The sequence below is a fragment of the Pedobacter frigiditerrae genome, from assembly GCF_032678705.1.
Taxonomy (GTDB): Bacteria; Bacteroidota; Bacteroidia; order Sphingobacteriales; family Sphingobacteriaceae; genus Pedobacter; species Pedobacter frigiditerrae_A.
Map to the genome: position 1 here is coordinate 1132052 of NZ_JAVTSS010000001.1, position 20771 is coordinate 1152822.

The following is a 20771-nucleotide window of genomic DNA, read 5'->3' on the forward strand; positions in this document are numbered from 1 at the left end:
GTTTTTGCTTTTCTAAATGAAACTAAAGGTCTTATTTGTCATATATCTTTCTTGTTTTGCTTTAAATAATGTTGTCGCAAATCAAATTCCTGTCGCCAAAAAAGGAATAATTGATTTAAGAACAGTATCATTTGAAACTAAGTTGGCCCTTAATGGTGAATGGGTTTTCTATTGGAATCAGTTGATTAATCCAAATGTAAAGCCAAACAACGAAGGTATAATGGTTGATTTTCCGAAAAAATGGAACGACCTGTCAATTAACGGAAAACAGCTTCCTGCATTTGGATATGCAACCTATAAATTAACCTTATTACTTCCAAAAAGCAAAACAGCATTTAAAATAGACATACCAGATGTTTACTGCGCCTATCGTTTGTATTTAAATGGAAATAAAGTTGCTGAAACTGGAAAGGTAGGAACAAGTGCTAAAGATTTTATTCCACATTGGCAATATAATGCGTTTGATGTTCCAGCAGGAACAGACACAGCCGTATTGATTCTGCAAATAGCAAACTATGTACATAGCAAGGGCGGGATAAAAAAGTCGCTTTATATTGGTGAGAAGACAAATATGGAAATGGATAGGAGATATGCAGAAGCCATAGATTTAGTGCTTACTGGGTGTTTGTTCATGGGTGGTATGTTTTTTATTGGTTTATATCTTTTGGGTAACAAGGACAAGGCTATTTTGCTGTTCTCTCTTTATTCTATTGTTTATTGTTATAGAATTATAGGAGTTGATAATTATATTCTGCATACATTATTGCCTAACCTAGATTGGCAATTTACGGTTAGGATAGAATACATTAGTTTATATTTAAGCATTGGCTTGTTTGGTTTATACACTCGATATTTATATCCGCTAGATGTAAATAAAACTATAGTTAAGTTGCTATGTTTCATTTGCTTTTTATTTGGCTTAACTACTTTATTGTTGCCTCCATTTTATTTTACACAACTAATTACACCATTTTTATTTGTAACCATCTTTTGTATTTGTTACACACTTTACATTTATATTTTAAGCTATCTAAATAAAAGAAGTGGTTCTGGTTATGCAATGTTAAGCTCTTTCGCTATGATGTTTGTATTTGCTATTTCTCTTCTTCATTATTTTAATATTATACCACAGTTACAAGCATTGACTTTTTGTGCTTATGTTAGTTTTTTCTTTTTGCAATCTTTAATTCTGTCTTATAGGGTTTCTTACCAGCTCAAAAAATCTAGAGAGCAGGCAGAACAAGGTTTAATAGCTAAAAGCGAATTTTTAAGCACGATGAGCCATGAAATTAGAACGCCACTAAATTCAGTGATTGGTATGAGCCATTTACTTTTAAAGAACAATCCACGAAAAGACCAAGCAGATCAATTAGATATAATGCTTTTTTCTGCTAATAATTTATTGGCAATTGTTAATGATATTTTAGATTTTAACAAAATTGAGGCTGGGAAAATACAGCTTGATTATACAGAGATTGATGTTATAGCAATTATAAATAATATTGTAGCTGGACATCAAAACGATGCAGTAGAGAAAGGTATTGACCTAAAATTTACAATTAAAGATCCTATAACTTCAAGGATACAAGGAGATCCAACACGGATGTTTCAGGTTATTACAAACTTAGTACACAATGCTATTAAATTTACCAATAATGGATGTGTTCATTTAAGCTTAAGTAAAATCTCAGAAACTGATCAAGATATTTCTTTAAAAATTCAAGTTAAGGATACGGGCATTGGCATTTCTAGAGAGAAGCAAAAAATTATATTTGATAGATTTACGCAGGCAGATTCCTCAACTTCTAGGAGTTTTGGAGGAACAGGCTTAGGTTTAGCTATTTCTAAGCGGATTTTAGAACTTCAAAACTCCACATTAAAAGTTGTAAGTGAAGAAGGTAAAGGAGCCACTTTTTATTTTGTGCAAACATTTAAAAAGATAGCTGCTAATTCTATGCAAAATGAACTAAAAAATGTTTTCACCAAGGAGAAGGAAATGAGGTTATCTGGGTTTTCCATTTTATTAGTCGAAGATAATGATCTGAATGTAATGGTTGCGCAAAGTTTTTTAAAGAATTGGGGAGCAGAGGTTGATGTTGCAAAAGATGGTAAACAGGCGTTAGATATGCTAGATATCAATAAGCATCAATTAATTTTAATGGATTTGCACATGCCTGTAATGGATGGTTTTGAAGCTTCTAAAAACATTAGAGAAAAGGGGATTAATATTCCAATCATTGCCCTAACAGCTAATAACAAAAAAGATGTTGAAGAGCAAGTGAAGAAAGTAGGTATAAATGATATAATTGTAAAACCATTCTTGCCAGATGAACTTTATCAGAAAGTATTGTCATATATTAACTAATAATTAATTTTGTTGAAGTGTTGTAGATATAATTCCCCGTAATTGATAATTTATCCCCATTTTGGGGAATAAAATCAACAGTCGTATTTGTACAATTCCGCCTCAGTTAAAATCTTTCACCTTGAAAGGTGCTACTAAACAATATTTTAAGTGTTTAAACATTTGTTTTAGCATTATATCTTTAACTAGGAAGAATTTATTTTCTTAACTAGAAATATTGGCTTTGCTTTTGTATAAATAGTAACGGATATTATGATTTCCATTAAATAAACAATGATAAAAAGATCATTTATATTATTCATTTTAGTTGGCTTATCTTTTTTGTGTAATGCACAACAAGATGCTCAGTACAGTCAATATATGTTTAATGGTATATATATTAATCCGGCTTATGCTGGCTACAAAGAGCAATTAAATATTCACAGCTTTTATCGTAACCAATGGACGGGTATAACAGGTTCGCCTAAAAGTATGTCGGTTGCGGTAGATGCAATTGCAAATGACGGTAATGTTGGTTTGGCATTTCAGGTTTCTTCGGATAGACTTGGGGCAGAAAGCAGTGTCTCAGCTTATGGAAGTTATGCGTATAGATTAAGAGTAGGAAATTCTGAAAATTCTCGTTTAGCTTTTGGAATTGGTTTGGGTGTAATGCAGCAATTGCTAGATGCAGAAAGACTTAATGCAAGAGATGCGAATGATAGTTATATTTTAGCGTCGGGAAATGAAAGTGTAATTGTACCAGATGCAAGGGCAGGTATATATTATTCTGACGATCGTTTTTATGCTGGTTTCTCTGCTGATAATTTAATTGCTCAATATGTAATTAACAAGAAGAATTTGAGTGTTTATTTTCAAACACCAAAATCTCACTTTTACCTTACTGCCGGAATGCTTTTACCTGTAAATGAATATATTCAAGTTAAACCTTCATTCTTATTAAAGGATGATCGTGGTGGTCCAACTAGTTTAGACTTAAATGCATTCGTGCTTTTTGCAAATCGGTTTTGGGTGGGAGCCAGTTATCGTTCTGCGGTAAAGTTATACGATAAGAGCTACTTACAAGTAGATCTGCAAAAGACAAATTCTGTTGTTGGTATGGTAGATTTTTTTGTTACTGAAAACATCAGAGTTGGTTATGCATATGACCAAACATTAAGCCGATTATCGGGTTATAGCGGTGGATCTCATGAGGTTTCGGTAGGAGTAACCATTAAACCAAGTCAAATAATAAGAATGCTAACACCAAGGTACTTTTAAGATGATTAAATTAAACAGTACAATAATGATTGTTGATGATAACATCATAGATCAAATGATTACGACAAGAGTATTGAAAAATTCATATTCGCAATCTGATGTTTTAGTGATGGATTGTCCAATAAAAGCATTAAGTTATTTGGAAAGTAATGAAGACAATATCGCTTCTTTACCAAGTTTAATTATACTTGACTTAGACATGCCAGAAATGAATGGTTTGGGTTTTTTGGAGAGATTTTCTGAATTTGCTGATAAATTAAAGGATGCTATAAAAATAGTGGTTTTAACTGCAACTGATGTAATGGAGGATATTGAGCTGGCAAGTGCTAACCCAGCTGTTTCAAAGTTAATCTCTAAACCATTGTTTAATAACTCTTTGGCTGAAATGCTATAGGTTAATCCTTAGGTAAATCCTTTTCCTCTTTTTTTGCAATTATAGTTTGTTTTTTTAAATCTATCCTTAGCAAATTATATAAACTCATATATACATTTGCAATCCAAACGATTGAAAATCCAGATAATATGTAACCTCTCCAGTCATCATATATCAAATGATGTGGTGCCATTAGTAATATTAATATCGTCACATAGTGACTGAAACAATATTCGCAGGTAAATAAATAGAAGAATTTTCTTTTGTAAAACTTTTTGCAATTGATAGATCTATCAATGCAATAATCTCTTATTTCTTTAAATACAGCTTCTTTGGTAACTGTCCATGCAATGCAGGCAACAGGAATAGCTAAAATGAAAATCATCTCCATATTACCTAAACCTTATTTGTGTGCTATATGTTTTAACATCAAAAATTTTTAAAACCTTTTAGCAAGATAAGGCATTTCTATTGAATAAATCTTTATGTCATGGAAAATCAAAATCCACATACCCCAAAAGAAAATGTTAAACCAGTTTCTAGAAAAACCAATGAAGAAATAGATGCTGATGACGAGGGAAACTTGATTATTGGTGGAGAAATTTTACAAAATAATCAAACTGAACTATCTGATGGTCCATTTAGTGAAGACCTCGCAAACGGGAATAATAACTTGACTGATAACCAAAATCATTCAGAAGATTAATTTCTTCACAGTTCTGTCATCTAATATCTTTTAATTGGAATATCGGGAAATACCGATATATATTTGTGCTATGGATCAGGTAGAAATATTTAAAGCACTTTCTAACAAAACCCGTTTACAAATCTTAAACTGGTTAAAGGACCCCGAATTACATTTTCCAGACCATAAGGTATCTTGTGGCGAAACGAATGGTGGTGTGTGTGTTGGTCATATTCAAAAAAAGGCTGGTTTAACACAATCAACCATTTCAGAGTATTTAGCTGTTTTGCAAAGAGCGGGTTTAGTTACTGCAAAAAGGGTAGGTCAGTGGACTTATTACAAAAGAAATGAAAAAGCGTTTGAGGCTTTAAGCAATCTAGTCGCATCCGAATTATAGATATTAAATTTATGGGTACAAATCAATTATCAGCGTTGCCATTTTCGGTACTAGATTTAGCTGGAGTTATAGAAGGAAAAACAATTGCCGATACTTTTAGGAACAGTGTTGATTTAGCTCAACATACCGAATCATTAGGTTATCAGCGTTATTGGTTGGCAGAACACCATAACATGATCAGTGTTGCAAGTTCTGCAACGTCGGTTTTAATTGGACATATTGCTGGTCACACTAAAACAATTAAAGTAGGTTCTGGCGGAATAATGTTGCCAAATCATTCACCGCTAATCGTTGCAGAACAATTCGGAACATTATCTACTATTTATCCCGGTAGGATAGATTTAGGATTAGGAAGAGCACCGGGAACAGACCAATTAACCGCAATGGAAATAAGGGGTGAACGTTTTTCTGCGCCACATCACTTTCCACAAGATGTTTTAAAGCTACAGCGTTATTTATCTGATCATAACGGCGAAAGCAAAGTAAGGGCGATTCCTGGAGAAGGTACCAATGTACCTATTTGGATTTTAGGTTCAAGTACCGAAAGTGCTCATTTAGCAGCGTCATATGGCTTACCGTATGCATTTGCAAGCCATTTTGCACCTACTTATTTTATGGAGGCCATACAAATTTATAGGCAAAATTTCCGTCCATCAGCTACGCTAGATAAGCCTTATGTAATGGCTTGTGTAAATGTTGTTGCCGCCGATACAGATCAAGAAGCAGAAAGATTATCAACTTCGTTGAAAAGGTTATTTATGGGCATAGTGACAGGAAAACGCCAATTATTGCAACCGCCTATAGATAATATGGATGGAGTTTGGAGTGATATGGAAGAAGAAGCTGTAAATCAAATGTTAGCCATTGCTTTTATTGGCGGGCCAGAAAAGCTAAGCGATCAATTGCAATCATTTATAGCACAAACTCAAATTGATGAAATTATGGCAACATCTCATATCTATGATCATCAAGCCAGGCTTCATTCTTATGAACTTTTAGCCAATATCATTAAGGGAAATTTACAGATGGTGTTCAATAATTAACCATTTATATCAACAATAAAACAATTTATCAATAGAACAATTTTATATCAATAATATGGAATACAGACAATTAGGGGCATCTGGTTTAAATGTCCCAGTACTTAGTTTTGGTACGGCTACATTTGGTGGAGCAAACGAATTTTTTAAGGCTTGGGGTTCAACTCAGGTAGATGAAGCAACTCGATTAATTAATGTTTGCATGGATGCCGGCGTTAATTTTTTCGATACAGCAAATATATATTCACGTGGCGTTGCCGAAGAAATTTTAGGCAAGGCAATTGCAGATTTGCAACGCGATAAGGTTTTGATTTCTACAAAGGCAACTTTCCCAATGGGAGATGGAGCAAACGATTTTGGTTCTGGTCGGTTACATTTAATTGATCAGGTAAATCAAAGTTTGAAACGTTTAAATACAGATTACATAGATGTTTATCACTTGCATGGTTTTGACGCCAACACGCCTGTGGAAGAGACTTTGAAAACTTTAGATAACTTAATCCAAAGTGGAAAGATAAGATATATTGCTGTCTCTAATTTTTCAGGATGGCATTTGATGAAATCTTTATCAGTTTCAGAAAGATACGGCTGGTCTAAATATATTGGTCACCAAGTTTTGTATTCGTTGTACGATAGAGAATTTGAGTTGGAGCTTATGCCTTTAGCTATAGATCAAAATATTGGAACAATGGTTTGGAGCCCTTTATCTTCTGGCAAACTAGGTGGTAAATACGAACGTGGAAAACCTTTTCCAACAGATAACAGAATTCAGCAAGGTGGTTCTCATGGTCCTGCAATTGATCAAGAACGTTTGTTTAACATTGTAGATGCACTTAAAGCAATTGCTGAAGAAACAGAAAAAACGGTTCCTCAAGTAGCGTTAAATTGGTTATTACAAAGACCAACGGTTGCTAATATTATTATCGGCGCTAGAAACGAAGAACAGTTAAAACAGAACTTGCTAGCGGTTGGATGGAACTTAACCACTGACCAAGTTAAAAGATTAGATGAGGCAAGTCATGTTTACCCAATTTATCCTTACTGGCATCAACAACAAAATACAAAATTGGTTCCTCAGCCAAAATTTTATTAGAATATTTACCTTATATCCAACGGCATATTGAAATACTTCAATGTGTCGTTTTTGTTTTATGCTATAATTAGTATCTTCCCAAAAAAACCAAATATGTATAAGCTAATTTTTCTGTTTTTAATTTGTTTTGGCCTAAGTTCATTTGCACAAACGCCTTATTTTCAACAAAAACTAAATTATCAAATCAATGTGACCTTAAATGACATTGATAAAACGCTAAAAGGTGACGAAACAATAATTTATAAAAATAATTCTGCTTCTACATTAGATTTTATATGGTTTCATATCTACCCCAATGCCTATAAGAATGAAACAACAGCAATGTTTCAACAAATTAAAAATGATCCATCTCGAAAAAAGAAGTTAGAAAAATATAGCACAGGCGATATTGATGGGTTCAATTTTAAGGTAAATGGTCAAATTGCAATAACTGAAGCCCATCCAAATCCTCAATATATTGATGTAATTAAAGTTAAACTTCAATCGCCATTAAAACCTGGTGACTCTGTTTCTATATCAACTGATTTTAAGGTTAAATTACCAAGCTATTTCTCTAGGTCTGGTTTTGCTGATGGAGAGTTTATGGTTACTCAATGGTATCCAAAACCAGCGGTATTTGATAAAGATGGGTGGCATGAATTCCCTTACCTTGATATGGGCGAGTTTTATAGTGAATATGGAGATTATAAAGTAAATATTACTTTGCCAGCAGAATATATTGTGGGAGCGACCGGAATTTTGCAGAATGACGATGAGTTAAATCAATATAAAACAACTGGAGCAAAGAACTTTGCAACAAAAGATGATAAACCTACTCTATATGTTCCTAAAGATAAGAATGGAACAAAAACATTAAGTTATGTGATGAATAATGTTCCTGATTTTGCTTGGTTCGCCGATAAGAAGTATGTAATTGCTTACGATACGGTAAAAATGGCATCAGGCAAAACTGTTGATGTTTTTACATACTATTACAATAAAAAGAAATCACTTTGGCTTCAAAGTGTTGATTATACAAAAGATGCTATAAAAAATTATAGCAAATGGATTGGAGAATATGAATATCCCATTGTGCAGGTAGTAGAAGGTCCAAAAAATAATGCTAGTGGAGGAATGGAATATCCTACTATTACATTAATTACCAGTCCTGATGCAAAAGCACAATCTTTAGATGCAGTAATAACGCATGAAGTTGGGCATAATTGGTTCATGGGTATCTTAGGAAGTAATGAAAGAGCAAATACTTGGCAGGATGAAGGTTTAAACACTTATTATCAGTTTAGGTATGAGGCAGAAAAGTATAAATCAAACTCTATTTTTGGGGATGCAATTCCCGAAAACATAAAAGCATTACCTGTAGATCAGTTTCAAGCTGCAATTTATAATGCCATGATGGGTATCCCGATGAAACCAGCAATTGCTACTTCATTAGAAAAATTTGCCACATCAGACGATTATTCCATGACATCATATATAAAAACCGCATTATGGATGTTCCTTTTAGAAGCTGCAGTGGGGAGAGAGAAGGTTGATAATGCTTTTAAAACTTATTTTAATGATTGGAAAAATAAACATCCTTCACCATTAGACATGAAAGCATCTTTTGAAAAATCTTTGGGAACTAACCTTAATCAATATTTCGAATTATTAAACAAAGAAGGGTCATTCAAAGAGAAATAATTAAGTTGTTAAAATTCTTATTGGGTTAGTTAGTAATTTATGGATTGGGCATTTATCGGCTATTACTAATAGCCTTTCTCGTTGTTCAGCGGTTATCGGACCAAAGAATTCTATTTGCCTAGAAATGGTAGTTTCTTTAGACATTTCTTCTTCCTTGCAAATAGCCAAGTCGATTTTTATAGAGTCTAGAGGTATTTCTTTTCTATCAGCATACATTCTAATTGTTATTGCTGTGCAACTACCTAAACTAGCCAATAATAAGGCGCCTGGGTTCATTCCTTCATCAGTTCCTCCTAATTCAGTGGGTTCATCAGCGTAAATTAAATGTCCGCCTGCATAAACCTTGGTTTTAAATCTCGATTTATTTAGTTCTGTAATTGCCGTAATCATAATTTGCGTATTAATATTAAATTTACTTTAAACATAACATAAAATGGAAGAAATAAATGAAGCTCAACAACGATTAATTAATTTTCAATCATTTACTGGAAAAGAAATTACCCAATCTCCTTCTCATTTTATGAATTGGTTAAAACCTACCTTAATTAGCGCAGCAAGAGGAGAGTTGCATTGTAGTTATGTAGTTAGGAAAGAAATGACAAATCCTTATGGTATTTTGCATGGAGGTATAACTGCAGGAATTATAGACGACTTAATTGGGGCCACAGTGTTTATTTTAGGCTTAAATGGAAAATATACTACTGTTAATAATAACATAGATTATTTTGCGCCGGCTGTAGAAGGTGATGTCGTTACAGCTAAAACTGCTATTGTAAAACAGGGAAGAACAATTATTAACTTACAATGTGAAGTATATTTACCCTCTAAAAATAGATTAATTGCTAAGGGATACTCGAATATGTTAAACATAGGATAATCACATTCTAAAAAAGAATATATTTCTTATTAAATGTTTAACGTTCACAAAACATTTGAAACATAAGTTTGTTGTAAGCTTACCCTAAAACCAAAAATGCCATGTTGAACGAATATTTAAACCTCCAGTTTGATGTAAAAGGTAAGACCTTTTCAGGATTTTGCATGAGAATTCATGATGATTTTCATTTAACCTATGCGGTAATTTTAGAAGATTGCCATTCATTTTGCATTTGGCTTGATGAAAAAACATCTAAATGGTATTCTTCTAAGTTCACAAACCTAGATCAAAGCGTTTTAGACCAAATTATTGGTAAATTAGATGTTACAGAAGAAGTAAATATGCTTTCTGTTTCATAATTACGAGTTAATTTATATTTATTTTCAATCTTAATAGTCTGCATTGTTAATTTTAAGTTAATATGTTTTTGTAAATTCATAAAAAACTTAATTAATAGACTATGAACAGAAAATCTATCCTAATTCTATTCGGATTCTTACTGTTTGCAACGGTTACCTATGCCCAAAAAACCATTACGGGTAAAGTTACCGATGTTTCAGACGGAAGTGGAATCCCTGGTGTGAGTGTACTTGTTAAAGGAACAAGTTCAGGAGCAACAACGTTAACAGATGGTTCTTACACCATTAATGTGCCTACGAACGGTACAACGTTAATTTTTAAATATCTTGGTTTTGATACCCAAGAAATTGCAATTGGTGACAAGACTTTAATTAATGTGAAGCTTTCTTCAAGTACAGAAACCTTAGAAGGTGTTATGGTTGTTGCGTATGGAACAGCTAAAAAGAGTACTTACACAGGTTCTGCAGCTGTGATAAAACCAAATAAAGACTTGCCGCTTACTTCTTTTGAAGGAGCCTTGATTGGTAGAACTCCAGGTGTTCAAGTTACTCAATCGTCTGGTCAAGCAGGTGCAACACCAAGTATAAGAATTAGAGGTATTGGGTCTATGAATGCTTCTAATGATCCTTTATATGTAATTGATGGAGTGCCAGTTGTAGCTGGTAATGCAGGGCAGATGAGCGATTATACCTTTGCCACGAATAACGTTATGAATTCAATTAATCCATCTGATATTGAAACAATCACCATATTAAAAGATGCGGCAGCTTCATCATTGTATGGTTCGAGAGCAGCAAATGGAGTTGTAATTATTACTACTAAAAAGGGAAAAACTGGAAAACCTACGATAACAGTTAAATCTTCTGTTGGTTTAACACCAACTTGGGCAACAGACAATTATGAAATTGCAGACCCACAAGAGCAGATAAATATGTTGTATAGCATACTTTACGATTCACGTATTGCAGCGGGTAGAACACCACAACAAGCTAATGAACAGACATTGATGCGCCTGAGCTCCAGAAACTGGTCGCCTGGTTCGGCCTATGGTACTCCTACAACGGCTTACGGATTTGGAATTCATGGTTACGAATTTTCAACGTTAGGAACTGGTATGTATGAAAATGTAATCATTAAAGGTAAGAGTGACGGTGTTGAAAATCGTGACGGAAAATTCTATGATTGGGAAGATGCACTGTTTAGAACTTCTATATACCAAACTAACGATGTATCTGTAAGTGGTGGTGATGAAAAAACAAATTATTTTTCTTCTTTATCTTATACAAAAGACCAAGGTAGAATTAAGGTTAATGAGTTTGATCGAGTGTCTGGACGAGTTAATATTGGACAAAAAGTAGGAAAATATTTTGAATTTGCTACAAATGTCAATTTCGCAAGAACAGGGCAATCTGGATATAACGATACTAGAAATACAGGTGGAAATTATTTTTTTCAGACTAGAAATTTATTATGGGGTTTTTATTGGCCTACCGATTATAAAACTGGTTTGCCTTATACAGCTCGTTTTAATAGTTTAGCGCAAAATGCAGTTTATTATGACAATGAATGGGAAAATTCTTCGGTAACTAAAAGATTAACAGCAAACGAAACTGTAACTGTTAAACTTTTACCTGAGTTAAATTTAAAATCAATATTTTCTTATGATAATGCACAGGTAACAGACGATTTGTATTATAGTGCTATACACTTTAATGGTTCTGCTACAAAAGGAACTGTTCATGCAATGACAACCAATACCAATAAATTGGTTTCGTCTACAACTTTGAATTTCAACAAAACTTTTAATAAGCATAATTTAGGCTTATTAGCAGGTTTTGAAGTAGAAAAAAATGAAACAGATTTTCAGCGTTCAACGGGTACAGATTTACCTTCTAGTGCATTACATACAGTAGCCACTGCCGGAGTTACCAATGCAACAGCTTACGATTGGGGTAATTCTATAGTATCGTTTTTGTCTCGTGCAGAATATGATTACAATCAAAAATATTTTGCATCTGCTTCCTTTCGTAGGGATGGGTCATCTAGATTAGACCCAAGAGTACGTTGGGGTAATTTTTGGTCAGTAGCTGGAGCGTGGAAAATAAGTGGTGAGGATTTTATGAAAGACCTTACATCTATTAGTAATTTACGTCTAAGGGCCTCTTATGGTACAAATGGTACAACACCATCAGCTAATTTTGGTTGGAGATCTTTAACTGGTTATGGTTCTAAATATATGGCCCAAGCTGGTGGCACAATTACCCAAATTGCAGACCCTAATTTAACTTGGGAAACTAATTACTCTACCAATTTAGCATTAGAGTTTGGATTGTTTAATAATAGAATTACCGGTTCCGTAGAATATTTCAATCGTGATTCGAAAGATTTACTTCAAGATGTTCCGACTTCAATGGTTACTGGCTTTAGTTCGACACTTAAAAATATCGGGCAGATGAATAACCGTGGTATTGAACTAGATTTAGGTGGAGATATTATACGTAAAGATGGTTGGAGATGGAGTGCAAGTGTTAATGCATCATTTATTAAATCTAAAATTACTAAACTTAGTGACGGAAAAGATATCATCTGGACGGATCCAACAGGTGGCGATGCAAGAGCACAATATATTTATAGAGAAGGGCAACCTACCTATAGCTTTTATGGTTATGAATGGGCAGGAGTTAATCCATCAGATGGAAAGAATGTATGGTACAAAAATGGAGCAACAACACAGTCTTCAGATTTTGTTTATAATGGGAGACCTGCCACCTATGTTTTTGGTAACGCAAGTCAGGTAATTTTGGGTGACGCTTCTCCTAAAGTTTACGGTGGCCTAAATACCGATGTTGAATATAAAGGCATAACGTTAGCATTAAATTTTACTTACAAAATTGGAGGGAAAATTTATGATGGTGCTTTTAAAGATGTAGCAGATGACGGTTACTATTGGGAAAGAATCAGAGCACAAGAATATTACGATAACATGTGGACACCACAAAATACCAGCGGATCATTGCCTCAATTAAGTGGCTTAGATTTAACTGATGCAATTCAGTATAGTAGTCGTCAAATGTATGACGCTACTTTTGTTAGGCTTAAGAACATTACTTTAGCGTATAAACTTCCAGCTAAATTAATCAATAAGCTACGTGCGTCAAATGCAAGGGTTTATTTTAATGGCTCTAATTTGTTAACACTTTCTAAATACAAAAATGCAGACCCAGAGGTTAATTCTTACGGAACAAGAGGTTGGGAAACTCCATTTGGAAAAACCTACACTTTTGGTTTAGAGTTTAGTTTCTAATTATTTAAAGATTTCAAAATGAAAAAGATTAATATATTTTTATTGGGGCTATTCATCATAGGGCTATCCTCATGCAAAAAGTTTTTAGATATAAAGCCAAGTAATTCAGGCGATTCTGATTTGGCAATACAGACACCTGCAGATGCTCAAGTAATGGTAAATGGTATCATGCGTACAATGACGAGTGCTGATTATTATGGTAGAAATTTTCTACTTTATGCTGATGCAAAAGGTGGCGATTTCACAATTTTTTCTCAAGGAAGAGGATTAGATGGCCTTTACACCTTTAATCATTCTCCAACAACAGGAAGCAACTCTGGATTTTGGTCTCAAATTTATTATTCCATATTGCAAACCAATAACTTATTAGAGAATATTAACAAGCTAGAAGCTTCAGGAGCAACAGGATTTGCGAGTGCTAAAGGACAGGCATTAACTGCTAGAGCTATAATGTACTTTGATTTGGTGAGATTATACGGTAAATCTTACGATGATGATAAAACATCATTTGGTGTGCCAATTGTACTAACAAAGTTAACTTCAGATGCACAACCGCTAAGGGCTACTGTTGAACAAAACTATACCCAAATTTTGAAGGATTTAAAAGATGCTGCTCCGTTATTGTCTAAAGCAAAAGCCAAAGGATACATTAACTACTATGGTAATTTGGCTATGCAAGCAAGGGTATACCTTTACATGAAAGATAATGTAAATTCTTTGAAAGCGGCAGAAGAGATAATTAACGCACCTGGTAGTATCTATACTTTGTATACAAATGCAAATTGGGTAAGTTCTTGGACTACAGAAGCTGGCTCTGAATCTATTTTCGAATTAGGGGTGGTACCACTAGAAAATGATTTAACTACAGGCTCACTGGGTTTTTATCATAGAAGAAAAGCGCATGGAGCATCAACTGCTTTGGGCTGGTTTACTACAAGTGATTATTTCCAAACTAGACTTAAACAAGACCCTGCCGATGTAAGATGGGGTATCATGAGTTATGATGAAGCAGTAACAGCTCCCGTAAATACGCGTATGGGTGCATTATATAAATATAGCGGTAGTGTTGCATTGGCTGGTGATGGCAAAGCTTCTCCAACAGCGGTAAATATTAAGGTAATCAGATTATCAGAAATATATTTAATAGCTGCTGAGGCCGTATTACCTACAAATCCGGTACAAGCAGCAATTTATTTAAATGCTATCCGTAAAAGATCTCCAAACTTGGCGGCAGCTACAGCAGGTACTGTTTCTATTGATATGATTCTAGACGAAAGAAGTAAGGAACTTGTTGGCGAAGGGCATAGGTTTTTTGATATGATTCGTTTAAATAAATCAATTACATTTAATGATGAGTTAGGTAGCATTCCTGCAACTAATAGAACTAAAACAATTGATAGAACATTTTTTAAAACAAGGTTGCCGATTTCGCAAGCAGAAATAAATGCAAACCCTGGTTTAAAAGCGCAACAAAACCAAGGCTATCAATAATTTTGTAATCCTTGTTAATAAAAAAGTCCCGTTCTACATAGAGCGGGACTTTTTATTTTGAAAAGCAATTTCAGTGTTTCATTTGATTGTTTAGTCCCGCACTTCGCTGCAAGTCCTCGGCTCGTACCTCACCTGTGGGCTTTTCGCTTCGTTCGGGTTTATTAAACAAAACTTTTGCAAAAACTAAAGGCTACTTCCAAAGAACAGATAACATAATCCTATTGCGGTGCAAATGCCTACAAAATCTGCCAATAACATTGCCCAAACAGCATAACGACTATTTTTAACATTTACAGCTCCAAAATAAACTGCAATTACATAAAAGGTCGTATCTGAAGAACCTTGAAGAATACTTGCTAATCGTCCAGCAAATGAATCAGCGCCATAAGTATTCATGGTGTCAATCATCATTCCTCTTGCACCACTTCCACTTAAAGGTTTAATCAATGCTGTTGGTATGCCATCAACAAATCTAGTATCTGCACCTAAAGCCGCAAAAACAGTTTTAAAACCATTTAACACCAAATCAAATGTACCGCTGGTGCGTAATAAACTAATGGCGATTAACATTCCAACTAGATATGGAATGATTCTAATAGCAGTCTCAAATCCACCTTTTGCACCTTCAATAAATGCATCGAACACATCAATTTTTTTATATAGAGCACCTAAAATGATGGATAGGAATATAAATAATAATAATCCATTACTTAATAATCCTGAAAACGATTGTAAACCCGCAGTACTTAAATGAACCAAATAAAATACCATTCCTGCTATAACAGCAGAAATCCCTAATATCCAGCCCAAAATCATTGGTTGAAAAATATTTATCTTCTGTTTAAACGAAACAATAAACATTGCAGCAATTGTAGCCACAAAAGTAGCTATCATACAAGGAATAAAAATATCAGTAGGATTTGCAGCTGGAACCTTTAATGATGCCCTAACCGCGATAATACTTACAGGAATTAAGGTTAAGCCAGACGCATGCAAACACAAAAACATAATTTGTGGGTTGGAAGCGACTTCCTTATTCGGGTTTAATTCTTGCAAACTTTCCATCGCTTTAATGCCAAAAGGAGTTGCTGCATTGTCTAACCCTAATAAATTGGCTGAAAAATTCATCACCATGTGCCCAGTTGCGGGATGCCCATTGGGAACTTCTGGAAATATTTTTGAAAAGAATGGGCCAATAATTCTAGATAACAACCTAATACCACCAGCTTTTTCAGCTATGCTCATGAAACCCATAAATAACGCCATTATTCCTATTAATCCAATACAAATGTTTACTGCATTTATGCAAGTCTGAATTACACCATCAGCTACTTGTTCTCTGTAGGAGATATATTGGTTGTCATCGTTTTTTTTGAATTTAAGATCACCTTGTTTAAACTCTTTGTTGTTAGCTATTGCAGTGATAATACTTGCTGATAATTTGGTGCTATCTAATACTTGTGTACTTGATGTATCTCCTTGTTTACCAACAATTAATCTACTGTAAATCCCTTTGCCATTATCAGAAAAAAATAGTTGGGATGTTGCTACCAGAATAGCAATAATTATAAATGCACTCCAAATTCTACTTAATGCCATTCGTTTTTTATTTTGATGTTGAAATTAGGTTTTTTAAAGCAATTTCCCATTTTGGAAAGATAAAATCGTCTTATCACCAGTCAATAACTCAAAGTTTGCATTTTGATACAAGATGACTTCTCCTTTTAGATTTAATTCTTTCGCAGAATAGGTTTGGTAAGCATCGCAGAAGCTTAAATCTCCAACATCTTGTATGGAGTAAGTTTTTGCTGTACTCAATCCATCCAAAGCGGGACATTCATCGTAGTTTATACCAATACTCACCTCAATTCCATTTAAAATCACATTGTGGATGAGGAAATGGAAAATCTGCTTGTTATTCTTTGGAATAGAAAAGTAATTTTTTAAGTCTTGTTCTTCGTAAGTTTTGGTAGCTATAGAAATTAATCCCGATAGGATAGAAGCGAAGTAGTACCTTCTAATTTCTTGCTTTTCGAAATCAATTTGATAACCACCTGCTTCAATCAAAATGGTTGATGTGCCTGCTTTTTGAAAATTATCTCCAAATGCCCGAGGTTCAAATTCGTCATCAAATAAGCCAATATGTTGTGGTAAATATTCATCCAAATCCTTAAACATATCAGCAATAACTAGCATTGCATTTTTTCTTGTTTCATCAATGCTTAAATCTTCATCAATAGCAGGAGCAAGAAAGGATAGTGTTGCCGGTTTTAATGTTTTAGTAACACTCCATAAAGTAATTTGGTCATGAAGATTAAAACCAAAATTAGGATTAATTTCAGCCCTGCATTGTTTTAATATTTTAGCCTCTGGTGTAGTTTCTTTTAAAAAATCCCTATTGATATCAATTTGTTGGCTATTTCTTCTGGTAAAAACTTCTGCACCATCCGGATTAACCATAGGGATGACAAACAGTTGGCAGTTTTCGGCTAGCAGATTTACTAATTTATTATCGCTCTGTAAAAAGTTAAAGAGGTCAAATAAAGCCATTGTTCCTGTTGCCTCATCGCCATGCATTTGACTCCAAAGCATAATTTTTGTTTTGCCTTTTCCCCAACTAATAAGATTGATGTTTTTTCCATTTACAGATTTGCCTAACTCGCTAAGTTCAAAAGCGGATGGAAGCTTTGTCAACAATTCAGCAATATCCTTATGCTTAAAAAAGCGGTCTTTCAACCGCTTTTCTTTAAATAAATCGTAATTATCAATTATAGACTTTATCATCATATTGTTAACTGAAAACTGCTAACTGATTAAGGTTTTTCGTCTGTCAGTTCAAAGCCCCAAGTTCTACCTTTTTCAGTTGCAGGAACTCCACTAACCATCCAAACTGGAGCTTTTGCGCCTTTTAAATAATAATCAAAAAACTGTTGCTCTCTAATTTGAATATCCTTTCTATTTTGACGTTGAACCAAGTTATGTGCTTCATTATTGTAGTTTAACAACCAAACTGGTTTACCTAAACGTTTTAAGCCTGTAAACATCTCGATTCCTTGGTACCAAGGCACAGCTCCATCAGCATCATTGCTCATGATAACTACAGGAGTTTTTACTTTTGGTAAATTAAATAATGGAGAGTTCTCGATATATAATTCTGGTTTTTCCCATAAGGTAGCACCAATTCTACTTTGGGTTTTTTCATATTGAAACTGTCTGTTCATTCCACTTTCCCAACGGATGCCGCCATAAGCAGAAGTCATATTTACTACCGGAGCGCCTGCCCAAGCAGCAGCGTATATATTAGTAGCAGTAATTAAATGTGCCACTTGGTAACCACCCCAACTCTGACCCTGAATACCTATTTTAGTTCCATCAACCCAAGCATTTTGTTTTAAGCTTTCTACACCAGAATTGATAAATTCTTCAGCAGATTTACCAGGGTGACCAGTTTCATAACTAATGTCTGGTGCGAAAACCAAATAACCATTACTCACAAAAAATGGAATGTTTAAGCGAGATGGAGTAGGAGATGGTGCATTGTAAGCATATAAACCTTCTGACAGTTTCTCATAGAAATAAACAATCATTGGGTATTTTTTACTTGGGTCGAAGTTTTCTGGTTTGTACAAAATACCTTCAGATTTATAACCTTTTGGTGTAGTCCATTTTACCAATTCTGCAGTTCCCCAATTGTAATTAGCTTGTTGTGGGTTTGTACTGCTTAGTTTTAATGCAGTTTTTAAATTGTCTTTAGATAAATAAACATCTGGCGATGCAGTATAACTTCCTTTATCAAAAACAATAACATCTGCATTTTTTGCTTTAACCAAATTAGAATATTTATATGGAGCCATAATTACTAATTCTGGTGCTTTGCTATCATTAATCGCTTTGCGATAAAAACCATTTTGTTTATTGGTATTGTTAAACGCATCTAACCACAACACGTCTTTTTTAGTAAAGAACCTAAAATCTGGGTCAAGTCTTTGCGCTCTGAAAGTTAAGTTATTTGCCCTACCAAAACCAGCTGTAATGTTTTTTGGGGCAGTTTTTCCATCGGGCGAAAATTGCCAAATATCATAACGGTCATATAGTAAAATAGCTTTGTCTTCTTCCATCCATCCTGCAATTCCATAGCTACTTGGTTCATCAGGTACATCATTTTCTTCATCGTAGAACTTAACCTGCATTCCTTCGTTTAAAACTGTTGTTTTGCCAGTAGCAACTTGGTAGGTTTTCCATAACATTTTTATCTTGTCGTAGTAAATTACATAATTACCATCTGGCGATGCCGAGGCATTTCCATCTAAGCTCTCGATAATTTTTTTACGAGCACCCGTTTTTACATCCACTAAATAATAATCTCTAACAGAACCGCCAGTCCATTGAGATGGAATTCGGTTGCCATAATCTGTGGATGCCAATACAAATGCGGCATTTCCTTCATTTACTAAACTCGCTTCAGGTAACTTTGCATCAGTTAAAGGAACAATTTTAGGGTCGGTACTATAAATGTCAATTGCAGTTAAATAACTTCTTTTAGATTCTCTATCTGCATTTTTTAACTGCATTGGTTGCAAATAGTCATCCTTGTAACCCCAAATATCCAATTTGGCATTTTCGAAATCTACAAGCGTGGTATCTTTTGCTTTTTTAATTGGAGCAATGCCAAAGAATATTTTATTTCCGTCTTTACTGAAGTTTACTCTTCCATCACCACTTACTGCATATTTTACAGGCATACTAGCCATGTCATTATCAACTAAAATTTGAGCTGTATCTAATGTGATAGAGTTATAGTAAAGGTTGTAGTCTTTTATTTCTTGTTTTTCAGGGCTAGTTTCACCTAAAAATGCTAAACGCTCACTTTCTTCATCAAAAACAAAGTTTTTAAAGTTTCCTTTGACTTTAACTAATGTTTTTAGAACCCCAGTTTCGTTATTCAATAAAAACACACCTTGTTTTGCATCCTTATCTTTTTTTGAACCAGAACAAGCAAAAACTAGTTGTTTTCCATCTTTGCTAAAAGTATATTCAGTAACATATTTATAGGTGCGTTCAATCCCAGTTGTTAAGTTTTTTATGATTAAATCTGTACCTTCTTTTGCTGCTGCACCAGCAGGCTCATCATCTGCAAACAAATAATCAGTATCATTTTTTGGTCTTGCGCCTCCACCACCTGGAGTTGCTGACTTTTTAGAAGTATCTGGTGCTTTTTCTAAATTGTAAGCTAAAATCGAAGATCCATTTTCAGGAAATTTGAAAGATTTAACTCTAGGGATTTTAGTTACTGCCAATGTGGTTAAGTTAGCAATGCCCAAAGTATCTTTTGTCATTTCATCTGGTTTCTTCTTTTTGATTTTAGCCAACCTAGTATCTTTAAATAATGGCTTTATAGAAAAAGCAGCGAATTTTGAATCAGGGCTAAATAATGAAGATGATGAACCTCCGCCAAAACCACTTGGACCTCCAAAGCCAGCACCACCACCGCTTGGTGCAACACCTCTTGAAATTTTAATTTTTTGAGCATTTAAGCTGTTTTGGAAGTATAAATTAGCATCGCCTTCTTGTACACTAACGCCATGAGCTACCCAAAGTCCATCGTTTGATACTTGTTTGGTTCCTATGCTTTCCCAACTATCATAAACTGTATGGTCTAATGGTTTTTTTTGTGCAAACGCAACACTTGCGGTTAATAATAAGAAAAAGGTTAATTTTTTCTGCATTGTTAAAATGGTTTTAAGGTTTGGTTTTATTAGATATTTAAAAATTGCAAATTTTATGCACAATTCACTAAGTGTACGTCAAATTTTACAAAAAAGGAGCGTTTTATTCAAAATCTAAATTCG

General features: G+C 34.2%; 17 protein-coding genes. 12 read left to right on the forward strand and 5 right to left on the reverse strand.

Annotated elements, in window-relative coordinates:
* The first annotated feature begins 16 nt into the window (after nt 1-16).
* The 3 genes from R2Q59_RS04400 (at nt 17) to R2Q59_RS04410 (ending at nt 4016) form a co-directional block, all read left to right on the forward strand.
* A complete protein-coding gene (locus R2Q59_RS04400) occupies nt 17-2365 on the forward strand; it encodes a response regulator (RefSeq protein ID WP_316783969.1) in 2349 nt (782 codons plus the stop codon).
* A gap of 273 nt (nt 2366-2638) precedes the next feature.
* Nucleotides 2639-3622 (forward strand): type IX secretion system membrane protein PorP/SprF, encoded by a 984-nt coding sequence (locus R2Q59_RS04405; protein ID WP_316766139.1) that lies wholly within the window; start codon nt 2639-2641, stop codon nt 3620-3622.
* Between the two features lies 1 nt (nt 3623).
* Nucleotides 3624-4016, forward strand: coding sequence for a response regulator (locus R2Q59_RS04410; protein WP_316783971.1), 393 nt, complete (start codon nt 3624-3626; stop codon nt 4014-4016).
* Nucleotide 4017: 1 nt separating this feature from the next.
* On the opposite strand, the gene R2Q59_RS04415 is transcribed toward R2Q59_RS04410, so the two are convergent.
* On the reverse strand, nt 4018-4386 hold the full coding sequence (locus R2Q59_RS04415; protein ID WP_316783973.1) for a hypothetical protein: 369 nt from the start codon (nt 4384-4386) through the stop codon (nt 4018-4020).
* Between the two features lie 99 nt (nt 4387-4485).
* Here R2Q59_RS04415 and R2Q59_RS04420 point away from each other — a divergent pair, with 99 nt between their 5' ends.
* The 5 genes from R2Q59_RS04420 (at nt 4486) to R2Q59_RS04440 (ending at nt 8890) form a co-directional block, all read left to right on the forward strand.
* Entirely contained in the window at nt 4486-4701 is a 216-nt protein-coding gene (locus R2Q59_RS04420; protein WP_316766146.1) for a hypothetical protein, read from the forward strand.
* A gap of 70 nt (nt 4702-4771) precedes the next feature.
* Complete coding sequence (locus R2Q59_RS04425; RefSeq protein ID WP_316766149.1) at nt 4772-5077, forward strand: metalloregulator ArsR/SmtB family transcription factor; 306 nt, start codon at nt 4772-4774, stop codon at nt 5075-5077.
* A gap of 11 nt (nt 5078-5088) precedes the next feature.
* On the forward strand, nt 5089-6120 hold the full coding sequence (locus R2Q59_RS04430) for an LLM class flavin-dependent oxidoreductase (RefSeq protein ID WP_316783975.1): 1032 nt from the start codon (nt 5089-5091) through the stop codon (nt 6118-6120).
* Between the two features lie 55 nt (nt 6121-6175).
* Entirely contained in the window at nt 6176-7210 is a 1035-nt protein-coding gene (locus R2Q59_RS04435; RefSeq protein ID WP_316783977.1) for an aldo/keto reductase, read from the forward strand.
* Between the two features lie 93 nt (nt 7211-7303).
* Complete coding sequence (locus R2Q59_RS04440; protein WP_316783979.1) at nt 7304-8890, forward strand: M1 family metallopeptidase; 1587 nt, start codon at nt 7304-7306, stop codon at nt 8888-8890.
* On the opposite strand, the gene R2Q59_RS04445 is transcribed toward R2Q59_RS04440, so the two are convergent.
* Nucleotides 8891-9280 (reverse strand): OsmC family protein, encoded by a 390-nt coding sequence (locus R2Q59_RS04445; protein WP_316783981.1) that lies wholly within the window; start codon nt 9278-9280, stop codon nt 8891-8893.
* Nucleotides 9281-9323: 43 nt separating this feature from the next.
* Here R2Q59_RS04445 and R2Q59_RS04450 point away from each other — a divergent pair, with 43 nt between their 5' ends.
* From R2Q59_RS04450 to R2Q59_RS04465, 4 genes are all read left to right on the forward strand, one after another.
* Nucleotides 9324-9767, forward strand: coding sequence for a PaaI family thioesterase (locus tag R2Q59_RS04450; RefSeq protein WP_316783983.1), 444 nt, complete (start codon nt 9324-9326; stop codon nt 9765-9767).
* 101 nt (nt 9768-9868) lie between these two features.
* Nucleotides 9869-10126: a hypothetical protein gene (locus R2Q59_RS04455; RefSeq protein WP_316766164.1), complete on the forward strand. Its 258-nt coding sequence runs from the start codon at nt 9869-9871 to the stop codon at nt 10124-10126.
* Nucleotides 10127-10227: 101 nt separating this feature from the next.
* Nucleotides 10228-13431 (forward strand): TonB-dependent receptor, encoded by a 3204-nt coding sequence (locus R2Q59_RS04460; protein WP_316783985.1) that lies wholly within the window; start codon nt 10228-10230, stop codon nt 13429-13431.
* An 18-nt stretch (nt 13432-13449) separates the two neighbouring features.
* Complete coding sequence (locus tag R2Q59_RS04465) at nt 13450-14922, forward strand: RagB/SusD family nutrient uptake outer membrane protein (RefSeq protein ID WP_316783987.1); 1473 nt, start codon at nt 13450-13452, stop codon at nt 14920-14922.
* A 183-nt stretch (nt 14923-15105) separates the two neighbouring features.
* Here R2Q59_RS04465 and R2Q59_RS04470 read toward each other — a convergent pair whose 3' ends face one another.
* From R2Q59_RS04470 to R2Q59_RS04480, 3 genes are read right to left on the reverse strand one after another with little or no spacing between them, the layout of a single operon-like run.
* Nucleotides 15106-16521 (reverse strand): nucleoside recognition domain-containing protein, encoded by a 1416-nt coding sequence (locus tag R2Q59_RS04470; RefSeq protein WP_316783989.1) that lies wholly within the window; start codon nt 16519-16521, stop codon nt 15106-15108.
* 33 nt (nt 16522-16554) lie between these two features.
* A complete protein-coding gene (locus R2Q59_RS04475; protein ID WP_316783991.1) occupies nt 16555-17709 on the reverse strand; it encodes a M14 family zinc carboxypeptidase in 1155 nt (384 codons plus the stop codon).
* Nucleotides 17710-17735: 26 nt separating this feature from the next.
* Nucleotides 17736-20648, reverse strand: a complete 2913-nt coding sequence (locus R2Q59_RS04480; RefSeq protein WP_316783993.1) for a prolyl oligopeptidase family serine peptidase — start codon at nt 20646-20648, stop codon at nt 17736-17738.
* Nucleotides 20649-20771 lie beyond the last annotated feature (123 nt).

Coding starts and splice junctions, on each gene's coding strand:
- R2Q59_RS04420 (WP_316766146.1), top strand. CDS start 4,486: ATGGAAAATCAAAATCCACATACCCCAAAAGAAAATGTTAAACCAGTT.
- R2Q59_RS04445 (WP_316783981.1), bottom strand. CDS start 9,280: ATGATTACGGCAATTACAGAACTAAATAAATCGAGATTTAAAACCAAG.
- R2Q59_RS04405 (WP_316766139.1), top strand. CDS start 2,639: ATGATAAAAAGATCATTTATATTATTCATTTTAGTTGGCTTATCTTTT.
- R2Q59_RS04475 (WP_316783991.1), bottom strand. CDS start 17,709: ATGATGATAAAGTCTATAATTGATAATTACGATTTATTTAAAGAAAAG.
- R2Q59_RS04435 (WP_316783977.1), top strand. CDS start 6,176: ATGGAATACAGACAATTAGGGGCATCTGGTTTAAATGTCCCAGTACTT.
- R2Q59_RS04440 (WP_316783979.1), top strand. CDS start 7,304: ATGTATAAGCTAATTTTTCTGTTTTTAATTTGTTTTGGCCTAAGTTCA.
- R2Q59_RS04430 (WP_316783975.1), top strand. CDS start 5,089: ATGGGTACAAATCAATTATCAGCGTTGCCATTTTCGGTACTAGATTTA.
- R2Q59_RS04415 (WP_316783973.1), bottom strand. CDS start 4,386: ATGGAGATGATTTTCATTTTAGCTATTCCTGTTGCCTGCATTGCATGG.
- R2Q59_RS04450 (WP_316783983.1), top strand. CDS start 9,324: ATGGAAGAAATAAATGAAGCTCAACAACGATTAATTAATTTTCAATCA.
- R2Q59_RS04470 (WP_316783989.1), bottom strand. CDS start 16,521: ATGGCATTAAGTAGAATTTGGAGTGCATTTATAATTATTGCTATTCTG.
- R2Q59_RS04455 (WP_316766164.1), top strand. CDS start 9,869: ATGTTGAACGAATATTTAAACCTCCAGTTTGATGTAAAAGGTAAGACC.
- R2Q59_RS04460 (WP_316783985.1), top strand. CDS start 10,228: ATGAACAGAAAATCTATCCTAATTCTATTCGGATTCTTACTGTTTGCA.
- R2Q59_RS04410 (WP_316783971.1), top strand. CDS start 3,624: ATGATTAAATTAAACAGTACAATAATGATTGTTGATGATAACATCATA.
- R2Q59_RS04400 (WP_316783969.1), top strand. CDS start 17: ATGAAACTAAAGGTCTTATTTGTCATATATCTTTCTTGTTTTGCTTTA.
- R2Q59_RS04425 (WP_316766149.1), top strand. CDS start 4,772: ATGGATCAGGTAGAAATATTTAAAGCACTTTCTAACAAAACCCGTTTA.
- R2Q59_RS04465 (WP_316783987.1), top strand. CDS start 13,450: ATGAAAAAGATTAATATATTTTTATTGGGGCTATTCATCATAGGGCTA.
- R2Q59_RS04480 (WP_316783993.1), bottom strand. CDS start 20,648: ATGCAGAAAAAATTAACCTTTTTCTTATTATTAACCGCAAGTGTTGCG.